Annotated in this window: 21 protein-coding genes; 14 read left to right on the top strand and 7 right to left on the bottom strand. The window is 46.9% G+C overall.

Annotated elements, in window-relative coordinates; all coding sequences use genetic code 11:
* Positions 1 to 4 precede the first annotated feature (4 nt).
* The 3 genes from vanR (at position 5) to ACHZES_RS08145 (ending at position 2,761) form a co-directional block, all read left to right on the top strand.
* Positions 5 to 706 (top strand): VanR-ABDEGLN family response regulator transcription factor, encoded by a 702-nt coding sequence (gene vanR / locus ACHZES_RS08155; protein WP_038279150.1) that lies wholly within the window; start codon positions 5 to 7, stop codon positions 704 to 706.
* A 40-nt stretch (positions 707 to 746) separates the two neighbouring features.
* Entirely contained in the window at positions 747 to 1,829 is a 1,083-nt protein-coding gene (gene vanS, locus ACHZES_RS08150) for a vancomycin resistance histidine kinase VanS (protein WP_195841106.1), read from the top strand.
* A 188-nt stretch (positions 1,830 to 2,017) separates the two neighbouring features.
* Positions 2,018 to 2,761 carry a D-alanyl-D-alanine carboxypeptidase family protein gene (locus ACHZES_RS08145; protein ID WP_395548313.1) on the top strand — a complete coding sequence of 248 codons (744 nt, stop codon included), beginning with the start codon at positions 2,018 to 2,020 and terminating at the stop codon, positions 2,759 to 2,761.
* 336 nt (positions 2,762 to 3,097) lie between these two features.
* On the opposite strand, the gene ACHZES_RS08140 is transcribed toward ACHZES_RS08145, so the two are convergent.
* The 6 genes from ACHZES_RS08140 to ACHZES_RS08115 form a co-directional block, all read right to left on the bottom strand.
* Positions 3,098 to 4,588, bottom strand: coding sequence for a DUF3604 domain-containing protein (locus ACHZES_RS08140; protein WP_395548314.1), 1,491 nt, complete (start codon positions 4,586 to 4,588; stop codon positions 3,098 to 3,100).
* Between the two features lie 21 nt (positions 4,589 to 4,609).
* The gene (locus ACHZES_RS08135; protein WP_395548315.1) at positions 4,610 to 6,043 is read right to left on the bottom strand and encodes a sulfatase-like hydrolase/transferase; all 1,434 of its coding nucleotides are present in this window, start codon (positions 6,041 to 6,043) and stop codon (positions 4,610 to 4,612) included.
* Positions 6,044 to 6,052: 9 nt separating this feature from the next.
* Positions 6,053 to 7,225, bottom strand: coding sequence for a glycoside hydrolase family 88 protein (locus ACHZES_RS08130; protein WP_404820351.1), 1,173 nt, complete (start codon positions 7,223 to 7,225; stop codon positions 6,053 to 6,055).
* 61 nt (positions 7,226 to 7,286) lie between these two features.
* The gene (locus tag ACHZES_RS08125) at positions 7,287 to 9,431 is read right to left on the bottom strand and encodes a heparinase II/III family protein (protein ID WP_395548317.1); all 2,145 of its coding nucleotides are present in this window, start codon (positions 9,429 to 9,431) and stop codon (positions 7,287 to 7,289) included.
* 103 nt (positions 9,432 to 9,534) lie between these two features.
* On the bottom strand, positions 9,535 to 11,565 hold the full coding sequence (locus ACHZES_RS08120) for an alginate lyase family protein (RefSeq protein WP_395548318.1): 2,031 nt from the start codon (positions 11,563 to 11,565) through the stop codon (positions 9,535 to 9,537).
* A 17-nt stretch (positions 11,566 to 11,582) separates the two neighbouring features.
* Positions 11,583 to 12,953, bottom strand: coding sequence for a sulfatase-like hydrolase/transferase (locus ACHZES_RS08115; protein WP_404820350.1), 1,371 nt, complete (start codon positions 12,951 to 12,953; stop codon positions 11,583 to 11,585).
* Positions 12,954 to 13,081: 128 nt separating this feature from the next.
* Here ACHZES_RS08115 and ACHZES_RS08110 point away from each other — a divergent pair, with 128 nt between their 5' ends.
* The 9 genes from ACHZES_RS08110 to ACHZES_RS08070 all read left to right on the top strand — a co-directional run bounded on the left by ACHZES_RS08110 (position 13,082) and on the right by ACHZES_RS08070 (position 22,372).
* On the top strand, positions 13,082 to 13,318 hold the full coding sequence (locus ACHZES_RS08110) for a hypothetical protein (protein WP_404820349.1): 237 nt from the start codon (positions 13,082 to 13,084) through the stop codon (positions 13,316 to 13,318).
* A gap of 32 nt (positions 13,319 to 13,350) precedes the next feature.
* Positions 13,351 to 14,958, top strand: coding sequence for an extracellular solute-binding protein (locus ACHZES_RS08105; protein ID WP_038279125.1), 1,608 nt, complete (start codon positions 13,351 to 13,353; stop codon positions 14,956 to 14,958).
* 73 nt (positions 14,959 to 15,031) lie between these two features.
* Positions 15,032 to 15,970: a sugar ABC transporter permease gene (locus ACHZES_RS08100; RefSeq protein ID WP_038279123.1), complete on the top strand. Its 939-nt coding sequence runs from the start codon at positions 15,032 to 15,034 to the stop codon at positions 15,968 to 15,970.
* Between the two features lie 11 nt (positions 15,971 to 15,981).
* The gene (locus ACHZES_RS08095; RefSeq protein ID WP_089994606.1) at positions 15,982 to 16,893 is read left to right on the top strand and encodes a carbohydrate ABC transporter permease; all 912 of its coding nucleotides are present in this window, start codon (positions 15,982 to 15,984) and stop codon (positions 16,891 to 16,893) included.
* A 64-nt stretch (positions 16,894 to 16,957) separates the two neighbouring features.
* Entirely contained in the window at positions 16,958 to 19,210 is a 2,253-nt protein-coding gene (locus ACHZES_RS08090) for a helix-turn-helix transcriptional regulator (protein WP_395548321.1), read from the top strand.
* A complete protein-coding gene (locus tag ACHZES_RS08085) occupies positions 19,207 to 20,670 on the top strand; it encodes a sulfatase (protein ID WP_395548322.1) in 1,464 nt (487 codons plus the stop codon). The genes ACHZES_RS08090 and ACHZES_RS08085 overlap by 4 nt, the downstream gene beginning before the upstream one ends.
* A gap of 537 nt (positions 20,671 to 21,207) precedes the next feature.
* Positions 21,208 to 21,780 carry a TetR/AcrR family transcriptional regulator gene (locus ACHZES_RS08080; RefSeq protein WP_038279117.1) on the top strand — a complete coding sequence of 191 codons (573 nt, stop codon included), beginning with the start codon at positions 21,208 to 21,210 and terminating at the stop codon, positions 21,778 to 21,780.
* Positions 21,781 to 21,793: 13 nt separating this feature from the next.
* Positions 21,794 to 22,042 (top strand): zinc ribbon domain-containing protein, encoded by a 249-nt coding sequence (locus tag ACHZES_RS08075; RefSeq protein WP_395548323.1) that lies wholly within the window; start codon positions 21,794 to 21,796, stop codon positions 22,040 to 22,042.
* An 18-nt stretch (positions 22,043 to 22,060) separates the two neighbouring features.
* Positions 22,061 to 22,372 carry a carboxymuconolactone decarboxylase family protein gene (locus ACHZES_RS08070; RefSeq protein ID WP_038279356.1) on the top strand — a complete coding sequence of 104 codons (312 nt, stop codon included), beginning with the start codon at positions 22,061 to 22,063 and terminating at the stop codon, positions 22,370 to 22,372.
* Between the two features lie 212 nt (positions 22,373 to 22,584).
* On the opposite strand, the gene ACHZES_RS08065 is transcribed toward ACHZES_RS08070, so the two are convergent.
* A complete protein-coding gene (locus ACHZES_RS08065) occupies positions 22,585 to 23,259 on the bottom strand; it encodes a DUF3298 and DUF4163 domain-containing protein (protein ID WP_395548324.1) in 675 nt (224 codons plus the stop codon).
* A gap of 79 nt (positions 23,260 to 23,338) precedes the next feature.
* On the opposite strand from ACHZES_RS08065, the gene ACHZES_RS08060 reads away from it, so the two are divergent.
* Positions 23,339 to 23,803, top strand: a complete 465-nt coding sequence (locus ACHZES_RS08060; protein ID WP_395548325.1) for a YbhB/YbcL family Raf kinase inhibitor-like protein — start codon at positions 23,339 to 23,341, stop codon at positions 23,801 to 23,803.
* Positions 23,804 to 24,078: 275 nt separating this feature from the next.
* On the top strand, positions 24,079 to 24,921 hold the full coding sequence (gene licT, locus ACHZES_RS08055; protein WP_154521838.1) for a BglG family transcription antiterminator LicT: 843 nt from the start codon (positions 24,079 to 24,081) through the stop codon (positions 24,919 to 24,921).
* Positions 24,922 to 25,002 lie beyond the last annotated feature (81 nt).

Raw genomic sequence — 25,002 nt, 5'->3', positions numbered from 1 at the left:
ATCTATGCAGGAAAAGATACTTGTCGTAGATGACGAGCACGAGATTTCAGATTTGGTAGAACTCTATTTACAAAATGAAAATTATTCGGTATTTAAGTTTTATACCGCAAAAGAGGCTCTTGCTTGCATTGAGACTACGGAGCTTGATATTGCTATTTTGGACATCATGCTGCCAGATATGAGCGGTTTTGCACTCTGCCAGAAGATTCGAGAGAAGCATGCCTACCCCATCATCATGCTGACAGCCAAAGACCAGGAGATTGATAAGATTACCGGGCTCACCCTGGGTGCTGATGATTATATTACAAAACCATTTCGTCCGTTGGAGCTGGTAGCCCGGGTAAAGGCACAGCTTCGGCGCTATAAAAAGTATAATTCAGTTCAGGCCAATACAACCGAAGAAAGTTTCATCGTACATTCCGGTTTGGTGTTAAATAGCAGCACCCATGAATGCCTTTTGAATGAAAAACCACTGGACCTTACGCCCACCGAGTTTTCCATTCTTCGTATTCTTTTAGAACGAAAGGGAAAAGTGGTCAGCGCAGAAAATCTTTTTCGCGAAATTTGGAAAGACGAGTATTACACGAAAAGCAATAACACTATAACCGTCCATATCCGCCATTTACGTGAAAAAATGGGGGATACGGTGGAGAATCCACAATACATCAAGACAATCTGGGGAGTGGGGTATAAAATTGAACTATAATTTGCAGGAAGCATCTGGATACAGAAAGTTCAGGCAAAAGATGCTTTGGCAGCTAATTATTATGGCTGTTATTTCATTTTCAGTGATTGTAGTCATCTATATGATGGTTTGGAAAGGCAAAGTAGGCAACCTTCTGGTAAAATTTTTCCAAAGGTTCTTGCATATGACGCAAGAAGAAGCATTTACCACCTATCACTATGTGTTCCGCTATAATTTTGGACTTTTTTTCCTCGGTGCTGCGCTTATCGTATTTTTTCTGTTACTGTTCATATTTCTCCATCGGTTCACCCGGTATTTTGATATAATTAATCGTGGGATTGATGAATTGGTATCAGAACAGGATGAGTTCATCCAACTTGTTCCTGAAATGGCCGCTATTGAAGAGAAGCTGAACACGGTCCGTAAGACTTTGGCTGATCGTGCTTACCGTGCCCAGGAAGCAGAGCAGAGGAAAAACGACCTCATCATGTATCTGGCTCACGATATACGGACGCCGCTCACATCTGTGATTGGTTATCTAAGTCTGTTGGACGAGGCTCCGGACATGCCGTTGGAGCAAAGGGCAAAATATGTCCATATTACATTGGAGAAAGCATACCGGCTGGAAAATCTGGTAAATGAGTTCTTCGAGATCACCCGTTATAACTCGCAGCAGATCAAACTTGAAAAACAAGTAGTTGATTTATACTATATGCTGGTTCAAATGGCGGACGAATTTTATCCGGTTCTCGCCCCTAAGGGAAATACCATAGCGGTCCAAGCGGATGAAAACCTGACCGTTTATGGAGATCCCGCACAGTTGGCGCGTGTGTTCAATAACATTTTAAAAAACGCGGTGGCGTACAGCAATCCCCATTCGGAAATCTCCATTTCCGCGGGCGAATGGAATCGTCAGGTGGTGATTACGTTTCGAAATCAGGGAACCACAATCCCTGCGGAAGAGTTATCCTCTATTTTTGAGAAATTTTACCGACTGGACAAAGCCCGCGCCTCGAATACGGGTGGAGCTGGTTTGGGATTGGCTATTGCAAAAGAAATCATAACCATGCACGAAGGAACGATAACGGCGGAAAGCAAAAACGGTATTACTGCTTTTACGGTATCTCTTCCGGTTATGAATTAGTAAGATATCAATCAGATATTAGGCTTTTCTTAGGAATTAAACAACTCCATATTAAAATACAGGAAGCTCCTGTTTGGTAAGATATTTACCAGCAGGAGCTTTTTGCATCCGATTCATTGAAAGGAAAGAACTTAATTATGATGGTTAATTGCAATAATAATTCTAGCGGCTATGAAAGGAAAAGAACATTGAAACAACGTTCACGCAAGAGAAAGAACCATATGATATTGCGGCTCATCTCAGTGGCAGCAGTCATCGGCCTGCTTTGGTACTGCATCAATGGTTTAAACTTGAAAGAAGTTTCGCCCGAACCCATTTTATCCGTTGGGACGGGCAATTCCAACGTTAGTTCAGCCAGTATCGAAAAAAACAATAATGATGAGACTTCGTGGTGCCTGATTTTAGTCAATCGCTGGAATGCGATTCCGGAGGATTATGACATAGATTTGACCGAATTATCCAATGGACAAGCTGTTGATACACGGATATACCCAGCACTTCAGAACATGTTTGATGCCGCAAGGGCTGACGGTGTTTATCCCGTGGTCGCTTCAGGATACCGAACGGCTGAGAAACAGCAGAGCCTGATGGAAGAAAAAATTGCCGCTTATCAAGCGGAAGGATATTCTGTCTCACAGGCAAAAGCCGAAGCGGAAACATGGGTTGCCATACCTGGTACAAGCGAGCATCAGTTGGGAATTGCAGTGGATATCAATGCGGATGGGGTTAAATCAAACGGAAGTGAAGTTTATAAATGGCTGAAACAAAACGGTTACCGTTTTGGATTTATCCTCCGCTATCCGCCAAGTAAAACAGAAATTACCGGTGTCAGCAATGAGCCTTGGCATTATCGCTATGTAGGGATTGAGGTCGCTACTGAAATGAATGATCAAAACCTCTGCCTTGAGGAATATTTAAGAGAAAGAGACTGAAAAGAGGATCTGTCGCCGGTCAGGTCGAAATACACGGCAGCAGTGTAGGCATTTCTGCCGTACAGTCCGCTGTTTCAGGGGCTTCTGGCCGGGAAATCAGGAACAGAATATTCAATGTACAACCTGGGATATTGATGATGTGATGATGGCAAAGATTGATAAAGTGCTGGAACCATTTGAAAATTTGTAAGTCATAAATAAGAGCGGTAGTCTTGAAAGAAATTTTCCAAAGACTGCTGCTTTTTTATATGGAGGAATATTCATAAGAAATGAGAGGCTCGGCAAAGCCGCGAAATTCTAAGAGTGATTTCGCGGCTTTTAGCCCCTCAATATTATTTACTGGAAATAAACCGGAGTCACATAGGCCCAGTGTCCATTTTGCTGGGATACTTCCATGTGGTAAAAGTCCCTGGGGCCTGATGCCATGTCTGTAAACGTATCCTCTATCATGTACTGGGAAGTGCTGATGGCCGTATGGATCTTGTAGGCCTGGCTGTGGTATGGCTTCATATGAGAGCTATATCCTGCGGCCATGAGCTCCCTTACTGTGTGGGAGGTTTCCTGACCGTTAATAGAGAGACGGACTTTTGTATCCGGTGTTCCCTCGATCTCCAGGACGACAGCGCAGGTCTGGGGATGGAGCGTGGAAAGATTCTTAACTGTCTCACACCGCCAGGCGGCGTCTGTTTCCCCACGGTGAAGGATCTGGTTGTCGATCTGATTAATATCATCCTGAGAGGCATTGTCTTCGGCAGAAGGAGCCAGAACGCTGCGTCCCCTGAAGCAGGGCTCTATGCCAAGAAGACGGCCATTCTCAATATCGGCAGAACAATCAAAGCGGTATAAGGAGTCTGCGTTGTTTCCCCAGCCGGTTTCAACCCGTACCTTGTAGCGGCGGTCTGCGGCCTGGGGCTTTAAGAGGAGGCCCTCTACGATACGGATAGGCTCCAAGTTTCGGTAGATTACGATTTTGTCAATGGGGTAGCAGGCTTCTACTGCATAATGGATTTCTCTGGCGGAGGAAGTATGGTTTACGATAGATCCCATGACGGCACCGTTAACGTCAAAGGCGCACCGGATCCGGTCGCCGGTTACGGCGTAGGTCCTGCGGTTTACCAAGGCGTCCCAGATGCTTTCCCTGTCCTTTTTCTCTGCCAGCACCGCCAGCTTGCCGTCTCCGTAGGAGCCGGGATAGCCGGCGTGATGGTCTGTGGAACCGACAAAGCCGAAGCGGTGTCCCCTTTTCAGTCCCTCATAAACGGTGTTCCGGCTGTCCCTGGGTCCCATGTTGTGATAATAGGGATAGGCAGCAGTTTCGCTCATAGCACAGCCGTGCTTGGAGCATACCTCAACCAGGGGAGTGACAGTCTCGTCATATTCGTCCCAGTTGATGCCGCGGTAGCCGGGCGTGTAACCGATGTGATGGGCCACTGTAAGGGAGCGGCAGCCGCAGTCCTCCTTAAGCTCTCTGGGTGAATCCCGGTAAATCAGAGGAAGCGCGTCATCCGGGCTCACCAGATGATGGTCTCCGTAATGAGAGGAATGCATTTCATAGGCCTGAAAGGTCACCAGGCGGTCTGAATTGGCGGCAGCCATAGCGCCGTTTACTTCTGGCCAGTGGTCCCGAAGCTTTTGAAAGCCTCTGTTGTGGAAATCTACGACAAAGGCGGTATCTTCTGTCCGTTCATGCATGTCTGGCCACATGGCGTGGCCTGTGATTGCACAGAAGTCCAGGTGGTTTGCGGCGGCGGCCAGGGCGTTTTGAAGGGAGCCGTAGCCGTAGGTGATGCCGCAGTGGTTGTGTATGTCACCCCAGTATATGTTCATAGTTGAAATCCTTTCTTATTCTTATTCAATAACCTCATTTTTTGTCGCAACAATGGCTTCCGGGTGAGGCACCCACTGCCCCTTTTCGGAAGCATAATCTTCTAGTCCCATTTCCTTTTTCATACGTTCTTGAAATTCCTTTGCCCGGGCATTGACTTCATGGGGATCGCAAACGGAGAGAAGACGGCTGTGGCAGCTGTCCAATACTCTTTGGACCTCCGGGTCATTGAAGCGGGTTTCCAGAATATTTTCATGTTCACCCGGGTCTTCTTCCAAATCAAACATCTGAGGGCTGTCATTGCAGTAAAATACGTATTTATACCGTCCCCAGCGGATCATGAACATCCCGTCCGGTATGCCATGGGCGTGATATTCGCTGAAAGCGAAATCCGGCCGGTCCGGGTCTATGCCGTCTATGATTAGTTTCATGAGGCTATGTCCGGCGATCGCTTTAGGCTGCGGAATGTCTAACAAATCACAAAATGTAGGATAAAGGTCTGCCAGGCTGGCGGGCGCGGGTATGCGCTTCGCCGTGATTCCTGGAACCCGTAGGATCAGCGGGATATGAGCAGACTGCTCGAACATGCAGCATTTCCACCACATCCCGTGATAGCCCAGCTGTTCGCCGTGGTCGCTGGAATAGCAGATAGCCGTATTGTCACGCAGACCAAGACGGTCGACGGCGTCTAAGAGGATGCCCAGGCGCTCATCAAGCTCTTCTATGGCACAGTGATACCCCACCAGGACTCTGCGGATGGTTTCTTCGGGAACCTGCTCACACTTAAAATAAGTGCGCATCCATTCCAGGGAAGGATTGAGGGACGTAAAGGGTGGCCGCAGTTCATCGGGGATTTCCGTGATCCGGGAATTATAGTAGTCCCAGTGCTCCTGTTTCACATAAAACGGAAAGTGAGGATCCAGAAAGCCGATATAAAGCATGAAATTTTCTTCATCCCGATGCGCCTCCAGCCAGGACAGGCTTTCAGCCAGAACCCGATCGTCAAAGCTTTCTTCGGTCTTGATACCGATCCGTTCAAAGCGTTTTTCGGCCCCTATCCTTCCAATCTTCTGATCCCTGTAATAGCAGCCGATATCAGGTTTGTGCATGTAGCCGGCCAATGACTCAAAAGTAAATTCATAGCTGCCTTCGTGATGGAAATGGGTCTTGCCGATACAGGCGAAGGAGCGTCCTTTTCTCACCGCGTGGTGGGAAATACCCTCCACGGTCCCGTCGTAGGGAGTGGAATTGTCCCAGGTTCCAAGCTGATGCACGTAATCTCCGGTAAAGAAGCTGGCCCTGGCCGGTGCGCACACCGGGCAGGTGGAGTAAAAGCTGTCAAAGACGATGCCTTCACCGGCCAGCCGGTCCAAGTTCGGGGTCCGTAAATGGGAGTGATTGATAAAGTGCATCATCTCATAGGAATGTTCGTCTGACAAAATGGTGATTACATTCATAGCAGCCTCCTACCAGTAAGGATTCCAGTCCTTAGTCATGCGGGTCAGGGCTTCCACATAGTAGTAATCGCCCCAGAGATTGCATTCGTCAATGCCGTGATCGATACAGTCGTTATAAGGGGTTTTCTTTCCGTAAACACCGTGAAGCAGCTGGCCATTGGAAATCTCCGGTGAAGAGACGGCGCAAAGGTCCACCAGAGCCTTCATCATCCGTTTGGCGGCGGCCAGATAAGGGGCGGCTTCTGCTTCCGGTAAATACTTACACATCTCCAGGATGCCGCAGATGGCGATGGCGGAGGCAGAGGAATCCCATGGTTCCTCACTGCCTTCTTCAAAAATAAAATCCCAATAAGGAATCAGATTTTCCGGAAGGTGGGAGATGAAATAATCGGTTACATGCTTAAAGTCTTCCAGATACTTGGGGTCTTTCGTATAACGATAGCTTAGGGCCAGGCCATAGACGCCCCAGGACTGGCCTCTGGCCCAGGCGGAATCCGCTGAGTAGCCTTGGTGGGTGACGCCCCTTAAGGGTATTCCGGTATCAGGGTCAAAGTAATAGGTGTGGTAAGTGGAGTAGTCGGGGCGGATGATGACGCTTAAAGCAGTTTCCAGGTGAGCCCTGGCCACATCGGCGTATTCAGGAAGGCCGGTTTCTTCTGTGGCCCAATACAGTAACGGCAGGTTTAGCAGGCAATCGATGATCAGCCGGTAATTATTCCGATTTTCTAAGGAGCCCCAGGCCTGGATAAAACGGCCTTTCTGATGGAACCGGGCCTTTAAGCGGTCGGCTGCCAGCAGCGCCGCCTTTCTTGCAGTCTGGTTCCCAGTAAGCTTATAGCCTGCCACACAGGAAAGGGAGTAGAGAAAACCCAGGTCATGGGTATCTGTGCGGTTTCCGGTTTCGATGCGCGTAAGAAAGCTGTCTATCTGCTTGGCAGCAGCCTCACGGAAGCGGTCATCCCCGCTGTTTTCATAGGCCAGCCATAGCTCGCCTGTCCAGAAGCCATTGGTCCACTGCTCATTGGGGGCGGGAGAGTAGAAGCCGCCTTCTGAGAATATGGATTTGAATTGCTGGGAAAATTCGCCAAGGCAGCTCTCTGTCTGGCGGATGGCGAGACGTAGTGCAGCATTTGCCTCTTCCTGTGTGAGTTCTGGTTTTTTCATCAATTTTTCGTGGGTCATAGTTTCCTCTCATTCTGCAGTTTTGATGTTTTTAATAGGTTCCATGGGTGTGGTTCTTAAATTACAGCGAAGGAAAATGGTTTAGCGCTTCTTTGTCCTCCATCATGGGAATCACAGCGCTAAGCTGTGCCTCTAAGCTGCTTAAGGGCCAGGGTGCGGCCGGGGATCTGTCCGGTGCGTCCGTCACATCCAGCATAAGAAGGCTTAGGCCAACTGTGCTGATATCTACTTTCTTATCCTCGGGCGCCGCAAAGCAGATGTCCAAAATCGGTGCCAGAAGATCCTCGGAGGTATATATTTCCGGGCAAAGCGCAGTATTTTTCCATACGCGGATATCCTGGCAGCCGGACCATATGCACAGGATGGAGACTCCGTTTTTCTCCAATAGGACGGAAGTATCATTCAGTACGTGGCAGGCAGTTCCGGGCATTAAGTGCCAGCGCTGTATGTGGGGAGCCGTCTGGCGGCTGCCCCGTTCCATATCATCCCGTACAATAAGTCCCCGGGTTCGATGGAATAAAAGCCTGCGTGTATGGCGGCAGTAGGTATAGGCATCATGGTGAGCCCTTACATAAATGCCGTCTGGCTCAGTCCGGTAGTTCGTAACGGGCGAGTCCGGACGGTATACCCCCCACTTGTTGGCATACATAGTATCCGGCAGTACAGGTTCCTGATGGGCCAAGACCGTGTTGTGAGAGGTCATGTTGTACATATATCCCCGGTGCGGGCTGCCCATGCGGATGGAATGATACAGCTTGCCGCTATAAGGCTCTCCGATGAACTCTTCTCCGCGGAAGGTGACAAACAGGGACAGCATATCCATGTGGTTGTGGCCGGAACAGCCGCATTCCGTCTTGGCGGACATGAGAAGGTAGTTACCTTTGGGGCCATAGGAGCTTTTGCTGCAGAGGAAGCCGGCTCTCTGACTGCAAACGTCCAGGGGGAGCACGGAGGGATCAGTTTCCTGCCCGGTAACCCTGGCATCTAAAAGCATTGTGCACATAGGATGGTCCATAATGCTTCTGCCTAATCCCAGAATGGGATCCGCCAAAGGGCCTCCATTGTCGCCAAGAGCAGGATAGAGGGGGCCGGGAGGGGTCAGCATAGCTAAGAGGGAAAAGGTGGCGTACATTTTCCGGTCCGCTTCCTTATCTAACAGCTGCTCCTGGTTTAATTTTGCCAGATAGATCCCGCGAAACAGCATTTCCCCTACGGCAGCACCCGACCAGTAGGCGATGGAATGCTCGTTGTAGCCGCCATCCTCATTAAAGTCCTCTTTGATATGGCGGCATACGATCTCGGCACCTCTTTCTTTATAGGCACGGAAATCAGGAATCTCGGGCAGCAGAATGCTAAGGAGAAACGGTACAAGGCCGCGCTCCCACATATGGTGGTTGTAAGGGCGGTAGCTATCTGACTCAAAGCGCTGGAATTGGATACCCAGAAACCAGATATGCTTTAGTAATTCGAAGGCAGTGTCTGTGTCGATTTCATATGGAACTCTGGTATAAAACAGGCTGATGAGCACCATGGTCAGCCAGCCTACACTCATGGCATCCCGATCCTCTGTGAACTGGAAGCGGCTGGCCTCCGGAGTCGGATCCTCAATGACCAGCGGATAAGTCTCAAAAAACTTATGGATAATTTCTGTAAAAGAAGCCAGGACATTCGGGTCCTCGTCTTCATGATACAGGACACAGAGGGCTTCAAGGAACTGGCCTCTTACAAACATGTTCAGGCTGTGACGGTGGCGTTTGCCCTGATCCTCCAGGAAATTAAAATGGATCATGGATTCAAAGGCGGGCCCCAAATCCTCTACCTTTCTGGCACCTGGAAGGAGATAGCGGTGTTCCATCATGCTTTTCCCGGACTGCAGGCAGAATTCCTTTAAGCTGCCCCTAAGGCCCAGAGAGGACTGATAGGCATAGGGCAGCTCATCCGGCTCCATCTTCTGGAGGGGGAGCCGACGGTAATCATAGTAATAGGCCACATTGCTCCGGGTTTCAAAATAGCTGACCAGGGCTTTTTTGGCAGCGGCGGTATCACCCTGTCTCCAGGCAGATTTCACAGCCGAAAGCCCGGGCAGTTCCAAATCCAGGGCCTCAAACAGCTGTTGATCTGTAATTTCTGCTTCGCGGTCAGGGATGGGCCGACGATGTTTTATACCCTTTGGGGAATAAGCAGTGTGGGAATTGGTTTTGGTCATATTAATCTCCATTCCGCCGCTGACGCCTGCGGCAAAATAGTAATAGAAAAATGATGCGCGTCTTTCACCATGTTGTATTATGTATTCAAAAAATGCGGTCCTATTAAAGGTTCTCTCTGATCAATTGATTCCCGTCCAAGGTCAGACGGAAGGCATGATTGTCTGCCTGGCATTCCAGCACGAGACGGCCGTCTGATGAAAGCCGCCGAACCGATGATGTCTGCTTTCCGGGGGACTGAGGATGGGGGACGGCCAGTGTGGCGAACCAGCATTCTCCGTTTTCAACCGGCGTTATATGGAAGCAGACCAGTTTAGAATCATGCCAGACGTCGTTAATAGTAGAAATTTTTCCATCTTCTATTACCAAATCAGCCGGATCGTTGCCCACCGCCAGTTCGATGGCAGGGCCATCATCCATGGAGATGATGGAGCGCATTCCACTGTGGATCAGTTCGGTCCTGTTTAAGTGATAGTGGATCTGGACGGTATCCGTCTTCGAAAGTCCGGTCACATGGTCGATGATTACCAGGAACCGGTCATCCACAAGTGCCAAGTGCCGTGTGGCAATGGCCGGAGCATAATTTTCATGGCGGGAGGTGATGAAGGTCACTCCTTCTGTCTGCTCCACTGCACAAATGCAGCCGCTTTTTTGCGGGCCATATGCCCAGGAGCCTTGGTATTCCCAGGCGTCCGCCTCATTTACCGTGAGACAGTTGTGGGAAGCTGTACGCTTGAAACGGTAACGGTTTTCACCGCTTTTATAGGTATAGATCCCCGGGTCGGAGATCAGGGGCAGGCCGTAGGCGGTGAAATCAAAGCCTCCCGGGTCCATATGAGCGTGCTGATTCTGCACAGGGGTGCGGCAGGCGGTCATAAGACTTAAGGCATCCGTTTCCCAGGAGGTACGCAGATATACCTGATTTAAATCTCTTTGCCAGGCCAGAAGGGGAAGCTCCGGGCATTTGGGATGTTTCTCTGCCCAGTTTAAATCCTCCTTTAAGCGGTTAATCTCAGGAATCCGCCACAAATTATCCCGGATGTCTGATAAGATGGAGGCAATGGGATAAAAATGCGCCGCCGCGGCTAAGTAGTTCCGGTCACCGGAGGCCATATAGCAAGATACGGCTGCCAGGCACATCGTTTCCTTATCGGCTGTGTGGCTGTCGCCCCAGGGGAAATTGCCGCCGCAGGCACGGGTGGAGTGGATGGAGTGGAGGAACATGCTATTAAGCCTCCTGGTGTAGCTTTCCGATTCTTCTATATGATACTTTCTGGAAAATACATTCCGCATGGCGAACCAAAATACACATCCGTTATGGTAGGAGGGGCAGCCCTCAATCTGTCCGCCGCAGGGGGTGCACTGAGCGTCCATACAGCGGTCCAGCTCTCTTAAGGCATGGGCCCGGAAAGCTTCACTGCCTTTCATCTCCGGGAAGAGTAAGGAGAAGGAGAGCAAACCTAAATTCTCCATCAGGTAGTGGTTGTGGTCTGCCTTGGGCCAAAGGAGGGGGGATATCTCATAGAGGATCCGGCAATGGATGTAGACACAGGGAAGCAGCTTCTCCAGAAAGGCTTCCGTCATATAGGGAGTGTCCGCCAACAGTTCCACTACATAGGGCCAGGTGCGGTATCCGCGGATGCCCACCTCCAGGGCCCTCCAAGGAGTGAGCCCATCGAATCGGCTGGGTGCGTAAGCCCCTGTTTTGTCCTTAAGGGCAGGGCAGGGGACGCGGTCAATCCAGTCTGTGATTTCCTGTATGGCCTTTTGGGCATATTTGAGCGCACCGGTCAGGCTGTAGGCCTCGCATAAGGTTTTCCAATGGTGCATCCGGTTTAAATGAAAGGTGTATTCATTATCCCCTACAGGGTTCACAGTCCACTCCGGGGGATTGCCTACATAGTAGAGTGCCGGGCCTGTACCGGGAAGGACCAGCTGTCCGGCCAGGGCTTCGTCTGCAAGACGCAGCGTGTCCGCGGCAAGCTCGGGAAACTGTTCCTTTACCAGTTGCCCCCGTTCCAGGGCGGTAAGATGTTGATTGGCCTCCAGTACTCGCTCCCGCAATTGAGACAGCAGGGTGGAGACGCTCATTCCTTCCGGAAGGATATCTTTGATTGAAGGGTAGATTTCTGTCATGGTTTTTCCTCCTTTTGCTATGGGCAGACAGGACCGGAGGTAACTGCTCCAAATCCCAGCTCTGCACTGCGCTGTTTAAAAGCCCTTATGACTTCCTGATACTCCGGCGCATGGATGTAATTTATGGTCTCTGACGGATTCTTATCCAAATCAAACAGCACCGGCGGCATGTCTGGGCCGTAGTATTGGTACTTAAGCGGCCCTTTTTTAATCATTAAATATTCTCCTAAGTATTGGCTGATGCTTTCATCATCCCAGTCGTCCTGACTACCGTCCATAAGTCCGGTTAAGGAACGGCTGTCCAGCCCTGATGGGATTGGGATGCCGCAAAGATCACAAAGTGTGGCATATAAGTCGCAAAGATTCACATTCTCGGATACATGGCGGGGAGCAAAGCGTTTAGGAAAACGGAGAAACAGGGGCACTCTTACGCTGGCTTCATAGAATTTGTGCTTGGCCCATATCCCATGTTCTCCCAGCATTTCACCATGGTCGCTGGTAAACAGGATGATCCAGTCATCCGGATCCTGACCTGTTTCCTCAAGCTTCTCAAGGATTTGCCCAATGTATCCGTCCACTGTTTCTATCATGGCGTAATAAGCGGCTGTGGTGCGCTGTACCTCCCTTAGGGTTACATCCGTTCCTATCTTAAGGTGCTTTGTGTCCAGATAGGGGTGGCCGGAAAGCGGCTGTTCTGCTCCGTAGATGGGAACCCGGTTTAAATAATATTTAAATAAGTCCTCCCTGCAGAAATACGGGTAATGGGGGAGGACAAAGCTGACCTTTAATAGAAGCGGTTGGTTTTGCTGAGGTTTGTCATAGTAAGGGGACTCAAAAATCTCCTCCAGGATATCCAAAGCCCCTTGCAGGGTATATTCGTCATCCACCGTATTGCGCGCATGGCCCGGACCTGAACGCTGTACCTCTTTGGCATTGGTCCAGCGATGGTCTGCCTGGGAGATTCTGACCCGGGACAGCTCTTCCATATCAAGCCCCGGGACAAACCGCTCAGTGATGCGGCAGTCCCGGCCTATTCGTCGAAGCCACCCCTGCATCTGGTCAGGACCGTTATGGTGGAGCTTTCCACAGCAAACCGTATGGTAGGCGTGTTCAGAAAAGGTGCGGGCAAAGGTCGGGTAAAAGGGAGGTAAGTCTTCACCAAAAACCTGGCATCCGCAGGTCCTTGGCAGCTGTCCGCTCATGAGACACTGACGGGCAGGGATGCAGACGGGGGAGGGAGTATAGGCATGGTCGAAAATGACACTGTCTTTTGCCAGACGGTCGAGGTTTGGCGTCCGGATGACCGGGTTTCCCGCCCAGCCTGCCAGATCGGGACGGTGTTCATCGGTCATGAGGAACAGAATGTTGGGATGGCGTTGCTGCTGCATAGCGATGGATTCCTTTCTATACCGTATTAAGACAAATTTCAAGTTAAGCCAATTATAGGAAATGAAAAAATAACGTACAACCATATTTTTTTGCAAAATACCAAAATTTTGTGGCTTACAAAATAAAGATGAGCGAAATCCCATATAATCACGTACAAAAAGTTGGAAAATGGAATGAAATACAGGCACAAGCCAAAAGAAACCCAGTGTTTACAAGGGTTTTGCATGAGAAAAAACGATTTCAAAAAATTGTTATTTTTCAAATTTTTATGGATTGCCATCAGAAAAATGGTATGATAGCATGTGCTCAGAAACAAACGCGGTTGCAATCTGATCATGATGTAACAAGCAAAGAAACGATTTGAAAAATAATGTAAAAAAAGGAGATTATGAAGAGATGAAGAAATCAAAACGACTGATTGCCGGTTTCATGGCATCAATGATGGCAGCCTCTGTTCTGGCAGGCTGTTCTTCCAAGCCGGCGGAAAGCACCCAGGGCCAGACCGCGGAAGCCCCCGCAACTGCAGAGGAAAAAGGCGAGCCGGTACAGATGACATGGCTGGTAGGCGCTACCTCCGCAGAGGTGGATGATAATGCAGAAGTAGTAAAGATGATTGAGGATCGCTTCAATATTGACTTGAAAGCCTGGTATGTGGATTCCAATAAATACCAGGAAAACTTAAATGTCAGATTTGCCGGCGGCGAGATGCCGGACGTGCTGGTAATCGACAACTTAAGCCAGCTTCCTGATTATGTAGATGGCGGAATCATTGGAGAACTTCCTATAGAAGAGATCCGTGAGAAGGCACCAAACTATGCAAAGATTGCAGATCAGTACGACGACGGATCCTTGTGGAGCACCCTGGTCTACAAAGGTAAGAACTACGGTGTGACAAACCCCATGGATGCAGTTCCTATGGCCATGTTCTGGAGAAAGGACTGGCTGGATAAGTTAGGTCTTGAGGTTCCAAAGACACTGGACGAGTATGAGAAAGTCCTGACTGCTTTTGTGGAGCAGGATCCTGACGGAAATGGAAAGAAGGATACGGCAGCCATGGCAGAACGTACCTTCGGTGCTGTCTTTGGTGCTTATGGTTTGCGCTGTGTGACCGGCGGCAATCCACGTTTTAAAGTAGAGGAGATGCAGTTGGGCGAGGATAATGTACCATATTTTCCTTATATCCAGCCAAAAGCCAAGGAAGTTCTTGCTAAGCTTCATGACTGGTATACCAAGGGCCTCATCGACAAGGAATTTATCACAGGCGAAAACCACGGCGGATATGCATGGCTTTCTCATTCCTTCATGAATGGGAAGATTGGTTTGACCTCCGCACAGCCTTATCATTATTTAAATGCCAGCACCGACACAAAGAATGAGGAAAACTGGGGTGTCTGCATGAAGGAATTCAAGGGCCTCAATCCTGATGGAGATATTGTGATCGGGCCGGCACCCATCGGACCAGACGGACAGTCCGGAACAGAGGGCTGGAATTTAACCGGACGTATGACCTGTCTGACCACCAAGGGGGCCAGCGATCCACGCATCGTAGACGCTTTCCTGGCTATGCTGGATGCATATTATTCTGACATGGATTATGCGAGATTAGTGAACTATGGAATAGAAGGAAAGCATTGGAAAATGGCAGACTTAGGTCCCATCAGGATCATGGAAGGCACAGACTTGAGAAAAGAAGGTGTGCTTCAGGTAGATTTCGGCAGCACAGTGAACTTTGCCGAGAATGTGACACCGCAGAAGAGAAAATTCGGCCATGAAGTGACTGGAAATGGATATTACCGCTTCAATGCGCCGCCGGTAGAAGAGGTTTCCAACGTTATCGCAACCCTGGATTCCCTCACCAACCAGGCATATTTCGATATAATTACAGGCGCAAAGCCAATCGACTACTTTGACACCTTTGTGGAAGAATTCAAAAAAGCAGGCGGAGAAGCAGCAGAAAAAGCAGTTCAGCAGGCTTATGCTGAGAAAATAGCCGCAGTCAAATAATTAAATGTGGCATAGATGGGCAGCCGCGAGAGGAAAATATCCGCAGCTGCCCTTCTTTAACGGAGGTATTCATATGACAGCAGTAACAGCGAAGGGAAAGCCCGTCAAAAAAGGCTTTCTGTACAATATGTCACATTATAAGGAATATTACATTATGCTGATTCCCGGCATCCTGTTTTTCCTGGTATTCTGCTATGGCCCTATGTATGGCCTGGTGATCGCGTTCCAGAATTATTATCCCCTTAAGGGCATCAGCGGAAGTCCCTTTGTGGGCCTTAAGCATTTTAAGGCGCTTTTCAACGACCCGTTTTTTGTCTCTGTACTGAAGAACACGCTTATTATCAGCTTTTACAAGCTTTTAATCTGCTTCCCGGCGCCTATTATATTAAGTTTGATTTTAAATGAGATCAAATGTATGCCGTTTAAAAAGTTTGCTCAGTCTATTTCCTATTTACCCCATTTCGTTTCCTGGGTTGTAGTGTCAGGAATTATCATCGAATTCCTTTCCCCATCCAGAGGTCCCATCAATATCCTGCTGCAGAACTTAGGGTTTGAGTCCATCTTCTTCGTAGCGGAGCCCAAGTGCTTCCGGGGCGTGCTGGTACTGTCGGACCTATGGAAATCCATTGGCTGGGGCTCGATCGTTTATCTGGCGGCAGTGACGGCGGTGGATCCTACGCTGTATGAGGCGGCGGAAATGGACGGCGCCGGCAGAATCAAGAAAATCATCCATGTAACCCTTCCGGCGCTGGCGCCTATCATCACGGTAATGCTGATCATGGAGTCAGGTAAGATCTTAAACGACAGTTTCGAGCAGGTTTATAACTTCTTAACCCCCAGCACGTATTCCGTAGGCGACGTAATTTCCACCTTCGTTTACCGTATGGGTATCCAGAAGATGCAGTACAGCTTCACTACGGCGGTGGATTTGTTTAAGAACACGATTTCCTTTATTCTGGTGATTCTGACCAATTATGTTGCCAGGAAGACGAATGACTATGCGCTGTGGTAAGGAGGATAGAGATGAAAAAGAAAAAGAATAACGACGAAGAGATCGCTTCCGTCAGAAAAAGAAAGAGGAGCCGTGAAGACTGGATCGTAGATGGATTTGCCTATGGAATGGCAGCCATATTGGTGATTGCGATCATCCTACCCTTTATGCAGGTAATCACGGTTTCCATGAGCCCGGCTTCGGTGGTGAACGCCACAGGTTTTCACTTGTTCCCTACGAAATTTGATTTTTCAGGTTATAAAAAGATTGCTACGGATAATAATTTCTGGCACAGCTATCTAAACACCATCCTGCGGGCTGTCATAGGGACGTCCAGCGGCGTGCTGATAACCATCATGACTGCTTATCCCCTATCTAAGGTGAACCTCCCCTACCGGAAAGGTCTGATGCTGTTTGTGGTATTTACCATGTATTTTTCGGGTGGAATGATTCCCAAATACTTACTGATCAAAAATCTTCACCTGACTAATAATTTCCTGGTTTACATTCTGCCCTGCCTGATCACAGGCTTTGCCCTGATTATTACGCGGAATTTTTTCATGAGTATTCCGGGAGAACTAGAGGAATCGGCAAAGATCGACGGGGCGACTCCCTGGCGGGTTCTGTTCGGTATTTACCTGCCCTTATCAAAGCCGGTGGTGGCTACCATCTCCTTATGGTACTGTGTGCATCACTGGAATTCCTGGATGGATAACATGCTCTATGTGACCAAGAGCAATCTTTATGTACTTCAATATGTGCTGCAGACCATTTTAACCAACGGTCAGACGGCAGACATGGAGACAATGACGGACGTGATCATCCATACAGAAACAATGAAAATGGCGGCCCTTGTCCTATCTTTGCTTCCCATCGTCTGTACTTATCCGTTTCTGCAGAAATATTTCGTTAAAGGAATGTTAGTAGGCTCCGTAAAAGGCTAAGACAGACAAGAGGAGAGAATTATGCTACAATAGAATATCAATATCTTTTTGGGGGAGGATTTTCATGTCGAAAAAATTTTCCATATTTTATATCCTGTTGTGTATCAATCTATTCAGCATCACCATTCTCTCCGGATTTAACTATTTTGTATTTCACAAAATGAACAAAAATGCCTATCTGGAAAGCTTTGTAGACTATAATGAACGGGTCACGAACCTGGCATTTAAAAATATTGATAAACAGGTGATGCAGTCCTTAATCGATATCCCCCAGCTTTATTTTTCCGATGTGAAGCCCAATGAGCCCATTTTTTTGCCTCAGATGCAGTCCATCAGCGCTTCTCCCAAAGATATCCTGGCTTTGCAGGAAAAGATGGAGGAGATGCGGAAGGTATACCCTCATGTGGTCAGCCTGGATATTTATTATGAAGGGACGAAGACCATTGTCACAGGATATGACAAGATCCACTTTACCCAGGATGAAACAGAGGTGAACCAATACCTTCCCTGGTATTTCGATTTTGAGAAGCTGAAGGTAAACCAGTACTTTTTCCCACTGTCCAATGCAGACTATCCAACGAAGGCGCCGGTACTTACCTATGTCAAACGGATAACCCGGCCGAAATGGAAGGGGCAGAGCATTGTGGCCGCGTTTCACATCACGCCCGACAGCCTGCAGGATTACATTGATATGAGCAGTGGAAACTTTGTGCTGGCAGACGAGGCGTGGAGGGTCCTTTACCAGTCGGGACCCGGTACGGAAAAGGGAAGGGCTGTAGAAGTCCTGAACGATCTAAGCAAGATTTCCCCGGTGGAGGAGAAAGCTGACCGGCCGGTGCAGATGAAGCTGGACGGTGAACCAAACATGGTATTTTCCGGTTCTTCTGCGCTGACCAGGCTCAACTATGTCTATTATATGCCGGAGAGTACATTTCTGGCGGATTATAATGTAAAAAGCAGGATTTTTCTGCAGAATTTTGCCATATCGATTCTCTTTAATATCCTGGTTCTGGTGGTTGTTTCCTATTTGAATTACTATGTGTACCACAAGAGGGTTTTAACTGTTTCTCGGGAAGCCGGCATCGCCATAGGCGGAGAGGGCAAGGGCTTTGATGGTTCCTTAACGGTTCTAACGGAAACAATCTCCGACTTAAGCGAGACGGTGAAGAATTCGGAGACGGTCCTGTATCAGAATTCCCTGCGTTCCTTAATTCTGAACAGGAAATCAGATCAGGCCTATGAAACGCTGTTTTCCGATTGCCAGTTTAGCCGTGTCTGCTGTTACATAGTTTATCTGAAGGTACAGGATTGGGAGGAACTGACTTTAAAGGGTCTGCAGGATGAGTTCGACAGCCATGGCGTCACCGGACGGGTTTTCTTCACCACTCTGGACAAGGGGGAATTGGCTGCGGTTACCATATATGATGGAGAACGGGAAGAACAGGTACAGGCGATTCTTCTGGAGATTTTAAAACGGTATGTGGATGTTCTTGGCTTTGTCTGCGGAGTGCCCCAGGATTTGGATCCGGAAAATTTGAGGAAGAGCTTTTTAAGCGCCAGCGAGGCTGCCCGCTACCGGTTCATCTATTCTGGTGAGGTTCTGCTGTCATGGGAAGAGCTTAAGATCCCTGAGAGAAAAGGCAATGGCAGCCATTTGAAGTTATTCGCAGCGATAGAAAAGGATATCAACAGTGAAAATATCCTGGATTTCAAATACCACGTTGAAGCGTTTAAGGTCTCCTTCCTGACGGGTAATTACACCATCGATTACTGCATGTCAACCCTTCGTGACCTGGTGACGCTTCTCTATCAGACCATACAGAGATACCAGCTGGATATGTGGATTGTGTTTGGCTATGATATCCGGGAGTATTATAAGCAGCTTTCAGATATAGACGCCTACTGTGAGTGGGTGGACAGGATCTGCGAGGTATTGCTGACGAACATCCGTCAGAAGAAAAGTCCGGAGAACGGGAATCTAAAGGAAAGGCTGGAACAGATCATAAGGGATCATCTGGAGCATGACATTTCTCTGGATTATCTTTCAGACAGCCTTTCCATCCGTCCGGATGTATTAAGCCGGATGTTCCGGCAGCTGATGGGAAAAGGCTATACGGAATATATCCGGGAAAAGAAATTGAACCGGGCGCTGGAGCTGATCGATCAGGATTACAGCATGAAGGAGATCGCTTCCAGGCTTGGATACAGTTCTTCCCAGTATTTTATTAAGGTATTTAAAGAAACCTACGGCGTCACACCCTTCCAATATAAGAAGAAAAAGATGGCCGGGGAAGAAGGACAGGATACAAAGCTATGAAAAATTCAGGATTTCAACGGGATAATCTGATCGTCATTGCCGCGGATCAGCTGCGCTATGATGTGCTGGGACTTGGAGTAACGCCTAATTTAGATCGGCTGATGGGGGAAAGTGTCGTATTCGACCGGGCTTACTGCGCCTGCCCCTTATGTGCCCCTGCCAGAGGAGCTCTGTTTACGGGGACCTACCCGGGGAGGAACGGGAGCCTTATTAATGGCTGGTATAAGCCGGAGAAAGCCTACGCTAAGGTGAGGGCCGACATTGACAACCTCTATGATATGATGGAACGGCTGGATATGGAATGCATCCACAGCGGGAAGCAGCATCTCTTTATGGAAGGGGAGCCGCTGGAGAAGCGCCCGGAATCCAAAACCAGATGGCTGACTACCGAGCAGACCTATAAGGAGTTCTTAAATGAGCATGATAAGCGTCAACCTGGGGGAAATCGGTTCCGTACCCAGATTCCGGAGATGAACGGCGGAGCCTATACCCAGGTACGAAACTACTCCAATGCCTCCACCGGTAAGTACGAAGAAGGCTATTCCTATTATTTTGATGGCTATTTTACCGACCGGGCCGTGGAAGCACTCGAAGAAGTGGCTACAGATAAGCCCCTGTTCTTAAGCATGATGCATTTGGCACCCCATCCGCCTTTTGATATCCCGGAGCCATGGTATTCCAGAGTCAAGAAAGAGGATGTTCATCTTCCTGAGAATACAGGGGTCTGGTACGCCCATCAGTCGCCTCTGCAGAAATATAATTTAACCGGGGTGATCGGCAATCAGTATTCCGTGGAAGAGTGGAAGGAACCCTTCCGCGTATACTTAGGTCTGGTAGCCCTGCTGGATGAGTGTGTGGGACGGGTGCTGGATGTATTAAAGAGAAGAGGCCTTTATGACCATTCTGTTATTATCTTTACGTCCGACCATGGAGAAATGCTGGGTGCACATCGCCTGTTTCAGAAGATGTGCATGTATGAGGAGTCCGTAAGGACGCCCCTTTCCATTCGTCTTCCGGGAGGAAGAAATGGAGGCAGGCACATGAAGACGCCGGTTAGCCACATCGACCTACTGCCTACCATATGTGATTATTATTCGATTACACCTCGTCACCAGATGGATGGGCGCAGCCTCAGGCCTCTTTTGGAAGGCGGCGAAAACCAGGAAGAGAAGCCTGTATTCATCCAGTATGACGGGAATGCGTCGAGAGGTAATTTCAGCCGTTGTGTGGTTGCGGGGAAGGATAAGCTGATTGTAGATCTGTTTAAGGATGAAACATATTTAGAGTTCTATGATTTGAATCAGGATGTACTTGAAACCGATAATTTGGTTTTTAAGGAGCAGTATGATGGAAGAGTAAAGGAACTTCTTTTGCTGTTAAAAGAACATGAGAAGGATCTTGGAGATGAAGTTAGGATTCCGGAGGTGGACTTGGTGCAGCTTCGGGATCATTACCAGTAATTGTGGGGCAAGTGTTCGAAAAAGCAGGGGTGAGAATATCCAAAAGGATAATCTCAACCTTGCTTTTGAATATTTGGTGAGTATAAAGGGCTAAATGCACCAAATTTGTTGTGTGGTGTATAGTGCCGGCTTATGATATTAGAAGTATGGAATACCTGGATTCAGGGAATCCAGTATTTTTTTATTCCTAAATAATAGATACGTGAAAGTTTATCAGCACTAGCAGTCTGAATGCTGTTTGATTCATATGGTTTCTAAGTTCTTCTACAGTTTCAGAAGAAGGTAAAGTTGCTTGGCGGCCTGTTTTACAAGCTATATTAAATGATTATAAGCGATTTAATATAACTACATTATTATGTAATATTAATAACATATAATTAAACAGTCATGAAACTGCGTTAAAACGGGGACGAATCAAAAAATATATGCTAATTATCACTGTAACCATCATTAATAAAAAAATAAATAATAACATCTTGACACTCGATATAAAATAAAATACAATGAGTATACACTCAATGAGTTGGAGGTCATTACTTGAAGTCGAAAAGGCAACTGCAAAAAGAAAATACTCGAAAAAAGATACTTGAAACAGCATATCAGATTTATTCCGAACAAGGCTTCTCAGCTACAACGGCTGTTATTGCAAAGGAAGCGGGTGTCTCTCACGGCACAATATTCGTTCATTTCTCATCACTGGATGAATTGCTGTGTTGCCTGATACAGGATTTTGGTGATGTTTTGGGTTCTGAGATACATCAGCAGTCTGAAACAAAAGATAATATTGAGGAGCTGTTAAAGGCTCATTTAGATGTTTTAGCCAGGTACGAAAAGTTTTATATTCGATTGATTGCTGAAAGGAGTTTATTACCGGAGGATGCAAGATTAACATTTTCAAATATTCAATCCATTGCCGCTTACCATTTTAACAAGGTATTTGAACGTGAAAACAATATTAAGAATCTTCCTGTTCACCGGTTGTTTAATACGTGGATGGGATTGGTCCATTATTATTTGTTAAACAAAGATTTGTTCTCGCCGGATACACCGGTTTTGGAGCGGTATGGTTCAGAACTTATGGAAACTTTTTTAGAATTGATTAAAAGATAAAGGAGGATATAAAATGAAAGTTTGTATTGCTTGCGGTATGCCAATGGCAGATGCTTCTGAATTTGCCTACGGGGATACAACGAAAGACTATTGTGTACACTGCGCCCGACCTGACGGCTCCATGCAGTCATTTGAAGAAAAGAAGGCAGGTATGATTAACTTTATCATCAAGACACAGGGGTTTGACGAAAAGGCGGCGGCTCAAATGGCCGAAAACAGCATGAAAAAGCTTCCGGCATGGAAGGAACATTTCAATCAGTAATAAAAGAGAGGTGATTATATGAAGGTTAGCCCAGCGTTTCAAGCCTTTGCAAAAGAGGCTCCTGAGGTACAAATGGCTTGGATGGAAATGGTACAAAAAGTGGACGATGCAAGCGCACTGGATAAAAAGACGAAAGAACTTGCCTATCTTGCGGTGATGGCTGCCGTTGGTCTTGAAAGCGGATTGCCGTTCCATGTTAAAATGGCAAAATCCAAAGGAGCAACAAGAGAAGAAATTATAAGCAGTATTCTGGTAGGATTACCCGCAGTTGGGAATACAATAGTCAAGTCTTTGCCCATAGCGTTAGAGGCATTTGATGAGGAAGTGTGAAATACGGCTGAATAGGAAGAACCACTGATGCTTGAGGTACTGGACAGGCTTAATATGGAGGGAGCCGGCAAGATGGGGGCTCCTGCCGGCTTTGTATGAAAAAAAGTTTTATTTAAAAGGTTATTTCCTTTTGTAATTATAAATATACAGGGGAATTATGATAAAACTTTGATGGAATTGTGAACACTTTGTGAAGTTGTAGGTCATGCATATCATTGGCAGGAAGCGCCGGGCATTGGGAGAGCAGCATTGAAAGGAAAAAGAAATTCCGGGATTCCTCTTACATAGGGAGCGATATCATATTGCTGATAGTAGATGACAATCCCCGCTGGCTTAATAAAAAATCCATTGATGTTAAAGTTACCACGAAGAAGCGTTGCATAATCATCAAAATATTGGGAGGGGGTTGTTTTCATCTGATCTTCTATCTGCTGTTGAATCCCCTTAAAAATATACTCCGTAAATGGGGGAGTCTTAGGGAAAAAATCTTCTAGTTTCAGCTGTTTTCCGGTACAAAAGTCCCATGTCTGGGAATCCCTGATTGTATTTCCGTGGGCTCCTCCCAGATACGTATATTGATCGGTGTAAAGGCTGGCGATGCAGCCCTTATTGTATGTGGTCTGAAAAACAGATAAAAATTGATAGCTGTTAAAGGGAAACTGATTTTTTTGTACGAACCTGGCCTGATCTACGGCCTGAGGATACAGCACGGTCCGGCAGTAGATCTCAGACTGTCTCGACCGGAATTCATAGTATTTATTAATGCTCTGCGCTGCCGTGGAACTGCATGAGGAGGTAAACTGGGGATAATGGATTGCATAAGTAAAAACAGTGATCCCGTTATATCGCATGATATCGGTCAGAGTTTTTTTAGAAATTATCTGCATGGGAGCCTCATAAGAAAAGGTTTGTATAATATATGGATAAATAGATTTAATTATGAGCTTAAGGAAAGGCAGGTAAATTATGAAAGACCAACTATCAGTAACCAGTCCGGCTTTTGAGAACGAAGCCGTCATACCGATTCAATACACAGGGTGTGGAGAGGATATTTCTCCTGAATTGCATCTGTCAGCCATAAATGATAATGCCAAATCCCTTGCTATCATAATGGATGATATGGGACACCCCATTCCTGCATATAACCATTGGGTAATTTGGAATATTCCCGTCATGGAAGTAATTCCCCCAAACATACCTTACGGACCTCATATAGCAGAATTTAATGGGGCAATACAAGGACGGGGATACGGAAGAAATAGATACCGTGGGCCAAAACCACCTTTCAACTGGTCGCACCTTTATCAATTCAATGTATATGCTTTGGATTGTTTATTGGATCTGCCAAGCAAATCCAGAAAGCGGGATTTACTGGCTGCTATGCAAGGACATATTTTACAGGAAGGCAGTTTAGTCGGAAGATTTCGTTAATACTGCAATAATATTTCAGGTTCAATAATCAACCTCATAACGTTTTGTTGGGTTCGTTTAAACGTTAAAAACATTATCTTGACAATATGACGAAGAAATGCTATATTGAAGACAAGTTAATAGTAAGTGTTACTGACTCGATCAGGCATCATCAAATGCAAATATCCGCATAATAGGGGATATTGGTGTTTGGTGATTTTTTTTATCCTATTTTTAAATGATAGTTAACTGAAACCGATTAAAAAGGAAAAATTAAACGAGAAAGGAGGTGCTTTATGTTCGAGTTTGTTAAATCACTGAATAATAACATCGTTCTTGCCTATGACGAGAATCATAATGAAGTCGTGCTGTTTGGAACCGGGATCGGTTTCAACCGGAAGAGGGGGGATATGGTCTCAGAATCTTCCATCAATAAGCTTTTCATCAATGACAGCAATAAACGTCTGGCTTCCATGGTTCAGAATCTGTCGGAAGACATCGTTTCCGTCACGGAAGAAATCATTCAGTATGGCTCCAGGATATTGGAAAAACAGCTTCATGCTTCTATCCTGATCATACTTGCCGACCATCTGTATTTTGCTATCGAGCGGGCGAAGAAAAATCAGAATGTGGAAAATCCATTGCAATGGGAAGTCCCCCACCTCTATCCAAGAGAGTATGAAATCGGAAAAAAGGGGGTGAAATTAATCGAGGAACGTCTTCAGGTAAAATTGCCGCCTCAGGAGGCATCCTTTATAGCCCTTCATTTTGTAAACGCCCAATTTGAAAGTCAGGATATGAGTGATACCTTAAAAATTACAGAGATCATCAGCCGGATCCTGGATATTGTCAGTTACCATTTTCAATTGATATTAGATGAGGATTCCTTATACTACTCCAGGTTTATTGTGCATCTGCGGTATTTTATCATACGGCAGGAAACTCATATGAAGGACACCATAGGGTTAAACGATGAAGATTTATTGGAAACAGTAAAAACCCGTTATAAAAAAAGCTACCAATGCGCTGTTAAGATTGCAAAATATCTGCTTGACGCCTATTCCTGGGATGTTTCCAAGGATGAAATCATTTATTTACTGCTTCATATCGAAAGAATAACAAATGTTGCAAATAAGTAATTAAAACAAGAGTGTTACTATTCAATTAGGCATTGTCTGCGAACTAGGATTTATTTTAATAGTAAAAATAAAACGAAAAGG

This window comes from Lacrimispora sanguinis (genome assembly GCF_044987295.1).
Lineage (GTDB): Bacteria > Bacillota > Clostridia > Lachnospirales > Lachnospiraceae > Lacrimispora > Lacrimispora celerecrescens_B.
The sequence above is the reverse complement of the archived record's forward strand: the minus strand, read 5'-3'. Positions and strand labels throughout refer to the sequence as shown.

Excerpts from the sequence above, each read along its gene's own strand:
- ACHZES_RS08110 (WP_404820349.1), top strand. The coding sequence starts at position 13,082 with ATGAGCGAAATCCCATATAATCACGTACAAAAAGTTGGAAAATGGAAT.
- ACHZES_RS08075 (WP_395548323.1), top strand. The coding sequence starts at position 21,794 with ATGAAAGTTTGTATTGCTTGCGGTATGCCAATGGCAGATGCTTCTGAA.
- ACHZES_RS08095 (WP_089994606.1), top strand. The coding sequence starts at position 15,982 with ATGAAAAAGAAAAAGAATAACGACGAAGAGATCGCTTCCGTCAGAAAA.
- ACHZES_RS08105 (WP_038279125.1), top strand. The coding sequence starts at position 13,351 with ATGAAGAAATCAAAACGACTGATTGCCGGTTTCATGGCATCAATGATG.
- ACHZES_RS08060 (WP_395548325.1), top strand. The coding sequence starts at position 23,339 with ATGAAAGACCAACTATCAGTAACCAGTCCGGCTTTTGAGAACGAAGCC.
- vanR (WP_038279150.1), top strand. The coding sequence starts at position 5 with ATGCAGGAAAAGATACTTGTCGTAGATGACGAGCACGAGATTTCAGAT.
- ACHZES_RS08125 (WP_395548317.1), bottom strand. The coding sequence starts at position 9,431 with ATGACCAAAACCAATTCCCACACTGCTTATTCCCCAAAGGGTATAAAA.
- ACHZES_RS08065 (WP_395548324.1), bottom strand. The coding sequence starts at position 23,259 with ATGCAGATAATTTCTAAAAAAACTCTGACCGATATCATGCGATATAAC.
- ACHZES_RS08115 (WP_404820350.1), bottom strand. The coding sequence starts at position 12,953 with ATGCAGCAGCAACGCCATCCCAACATTCTGTTCCTCATGACCGATGAA.
- ACHZES_RS08090 (WP_395548321.1), top strand. The coding sequence starts at position 16,958 with ATGTCGAAAAAATTTTCCATATTTTATATCCTGTTGTGTATCAATCTA.
- ACHZES_RS08140 (WP_395548314.1), bottom strand. The coding sequence starts at position 4,588 with ATGAACATATACTGGGGTGACATACACAACCACTGCGGCATCACCTAC.
- vanS (WP_195841106.1), top strand. The coding sequence starts at position 747 with ATGCTTTGGCAGCTAATTATTATGGCTGTTATTTCATTTTCAGTGATT.
- ACHZES_RS08070 (WP_038279356.1), top strand. The coding sequence starts at position 22,061 with ATGAAGGTTAGCCCAGCGTTTCAAGCCTTTGCAAAAGAGGCTCCTGAG.
- ACHZES_RS08135 (WP_395548315.1), bottom strand. The coding sequence starts at position 6,043 with ATGAATGTAATCACCATTTTGTCAGACGAACATTCCTATGAGATGATG.
- ACHZES_RS08120 (WP_395548318.1), bottom strand. The coding sequence starts at position 11,565 with ATGACAGAAATCTACCCTTCAATCAAAGATATCCTTCCGGAAGGAATG.
- licT (WP_154521838.1), top strand. The coding sequence starts at position 24,079 with ATGTTCGAGTTTGTTAAATCACTGAATAATAACATCGTTCTTGCCTAT.
- ACHZES_RS08085 (WP_395548322.1), top strand. The coding sequence starts at position 19,207 with ATGAAAAATTCAGGATTTCAACGGGATAATCTGATCGTCATTGCCGCG.
- ACHZES_RS08100 (WP_038279123.1), top strand. The coding sequence starts at position 15,032 with ATGACAGCAGTAACAGCGAAGGGAAAGCCCGTCAAAAAAGGCTTTCTG.
- ACHZES_RS08130 (WP_404820351.1), bottom strand. The coding sequence starts at position 7,225 with ATGACCCACGAAAAATTGATGAAAAAACCAGAACTCACACAGGAAGAG.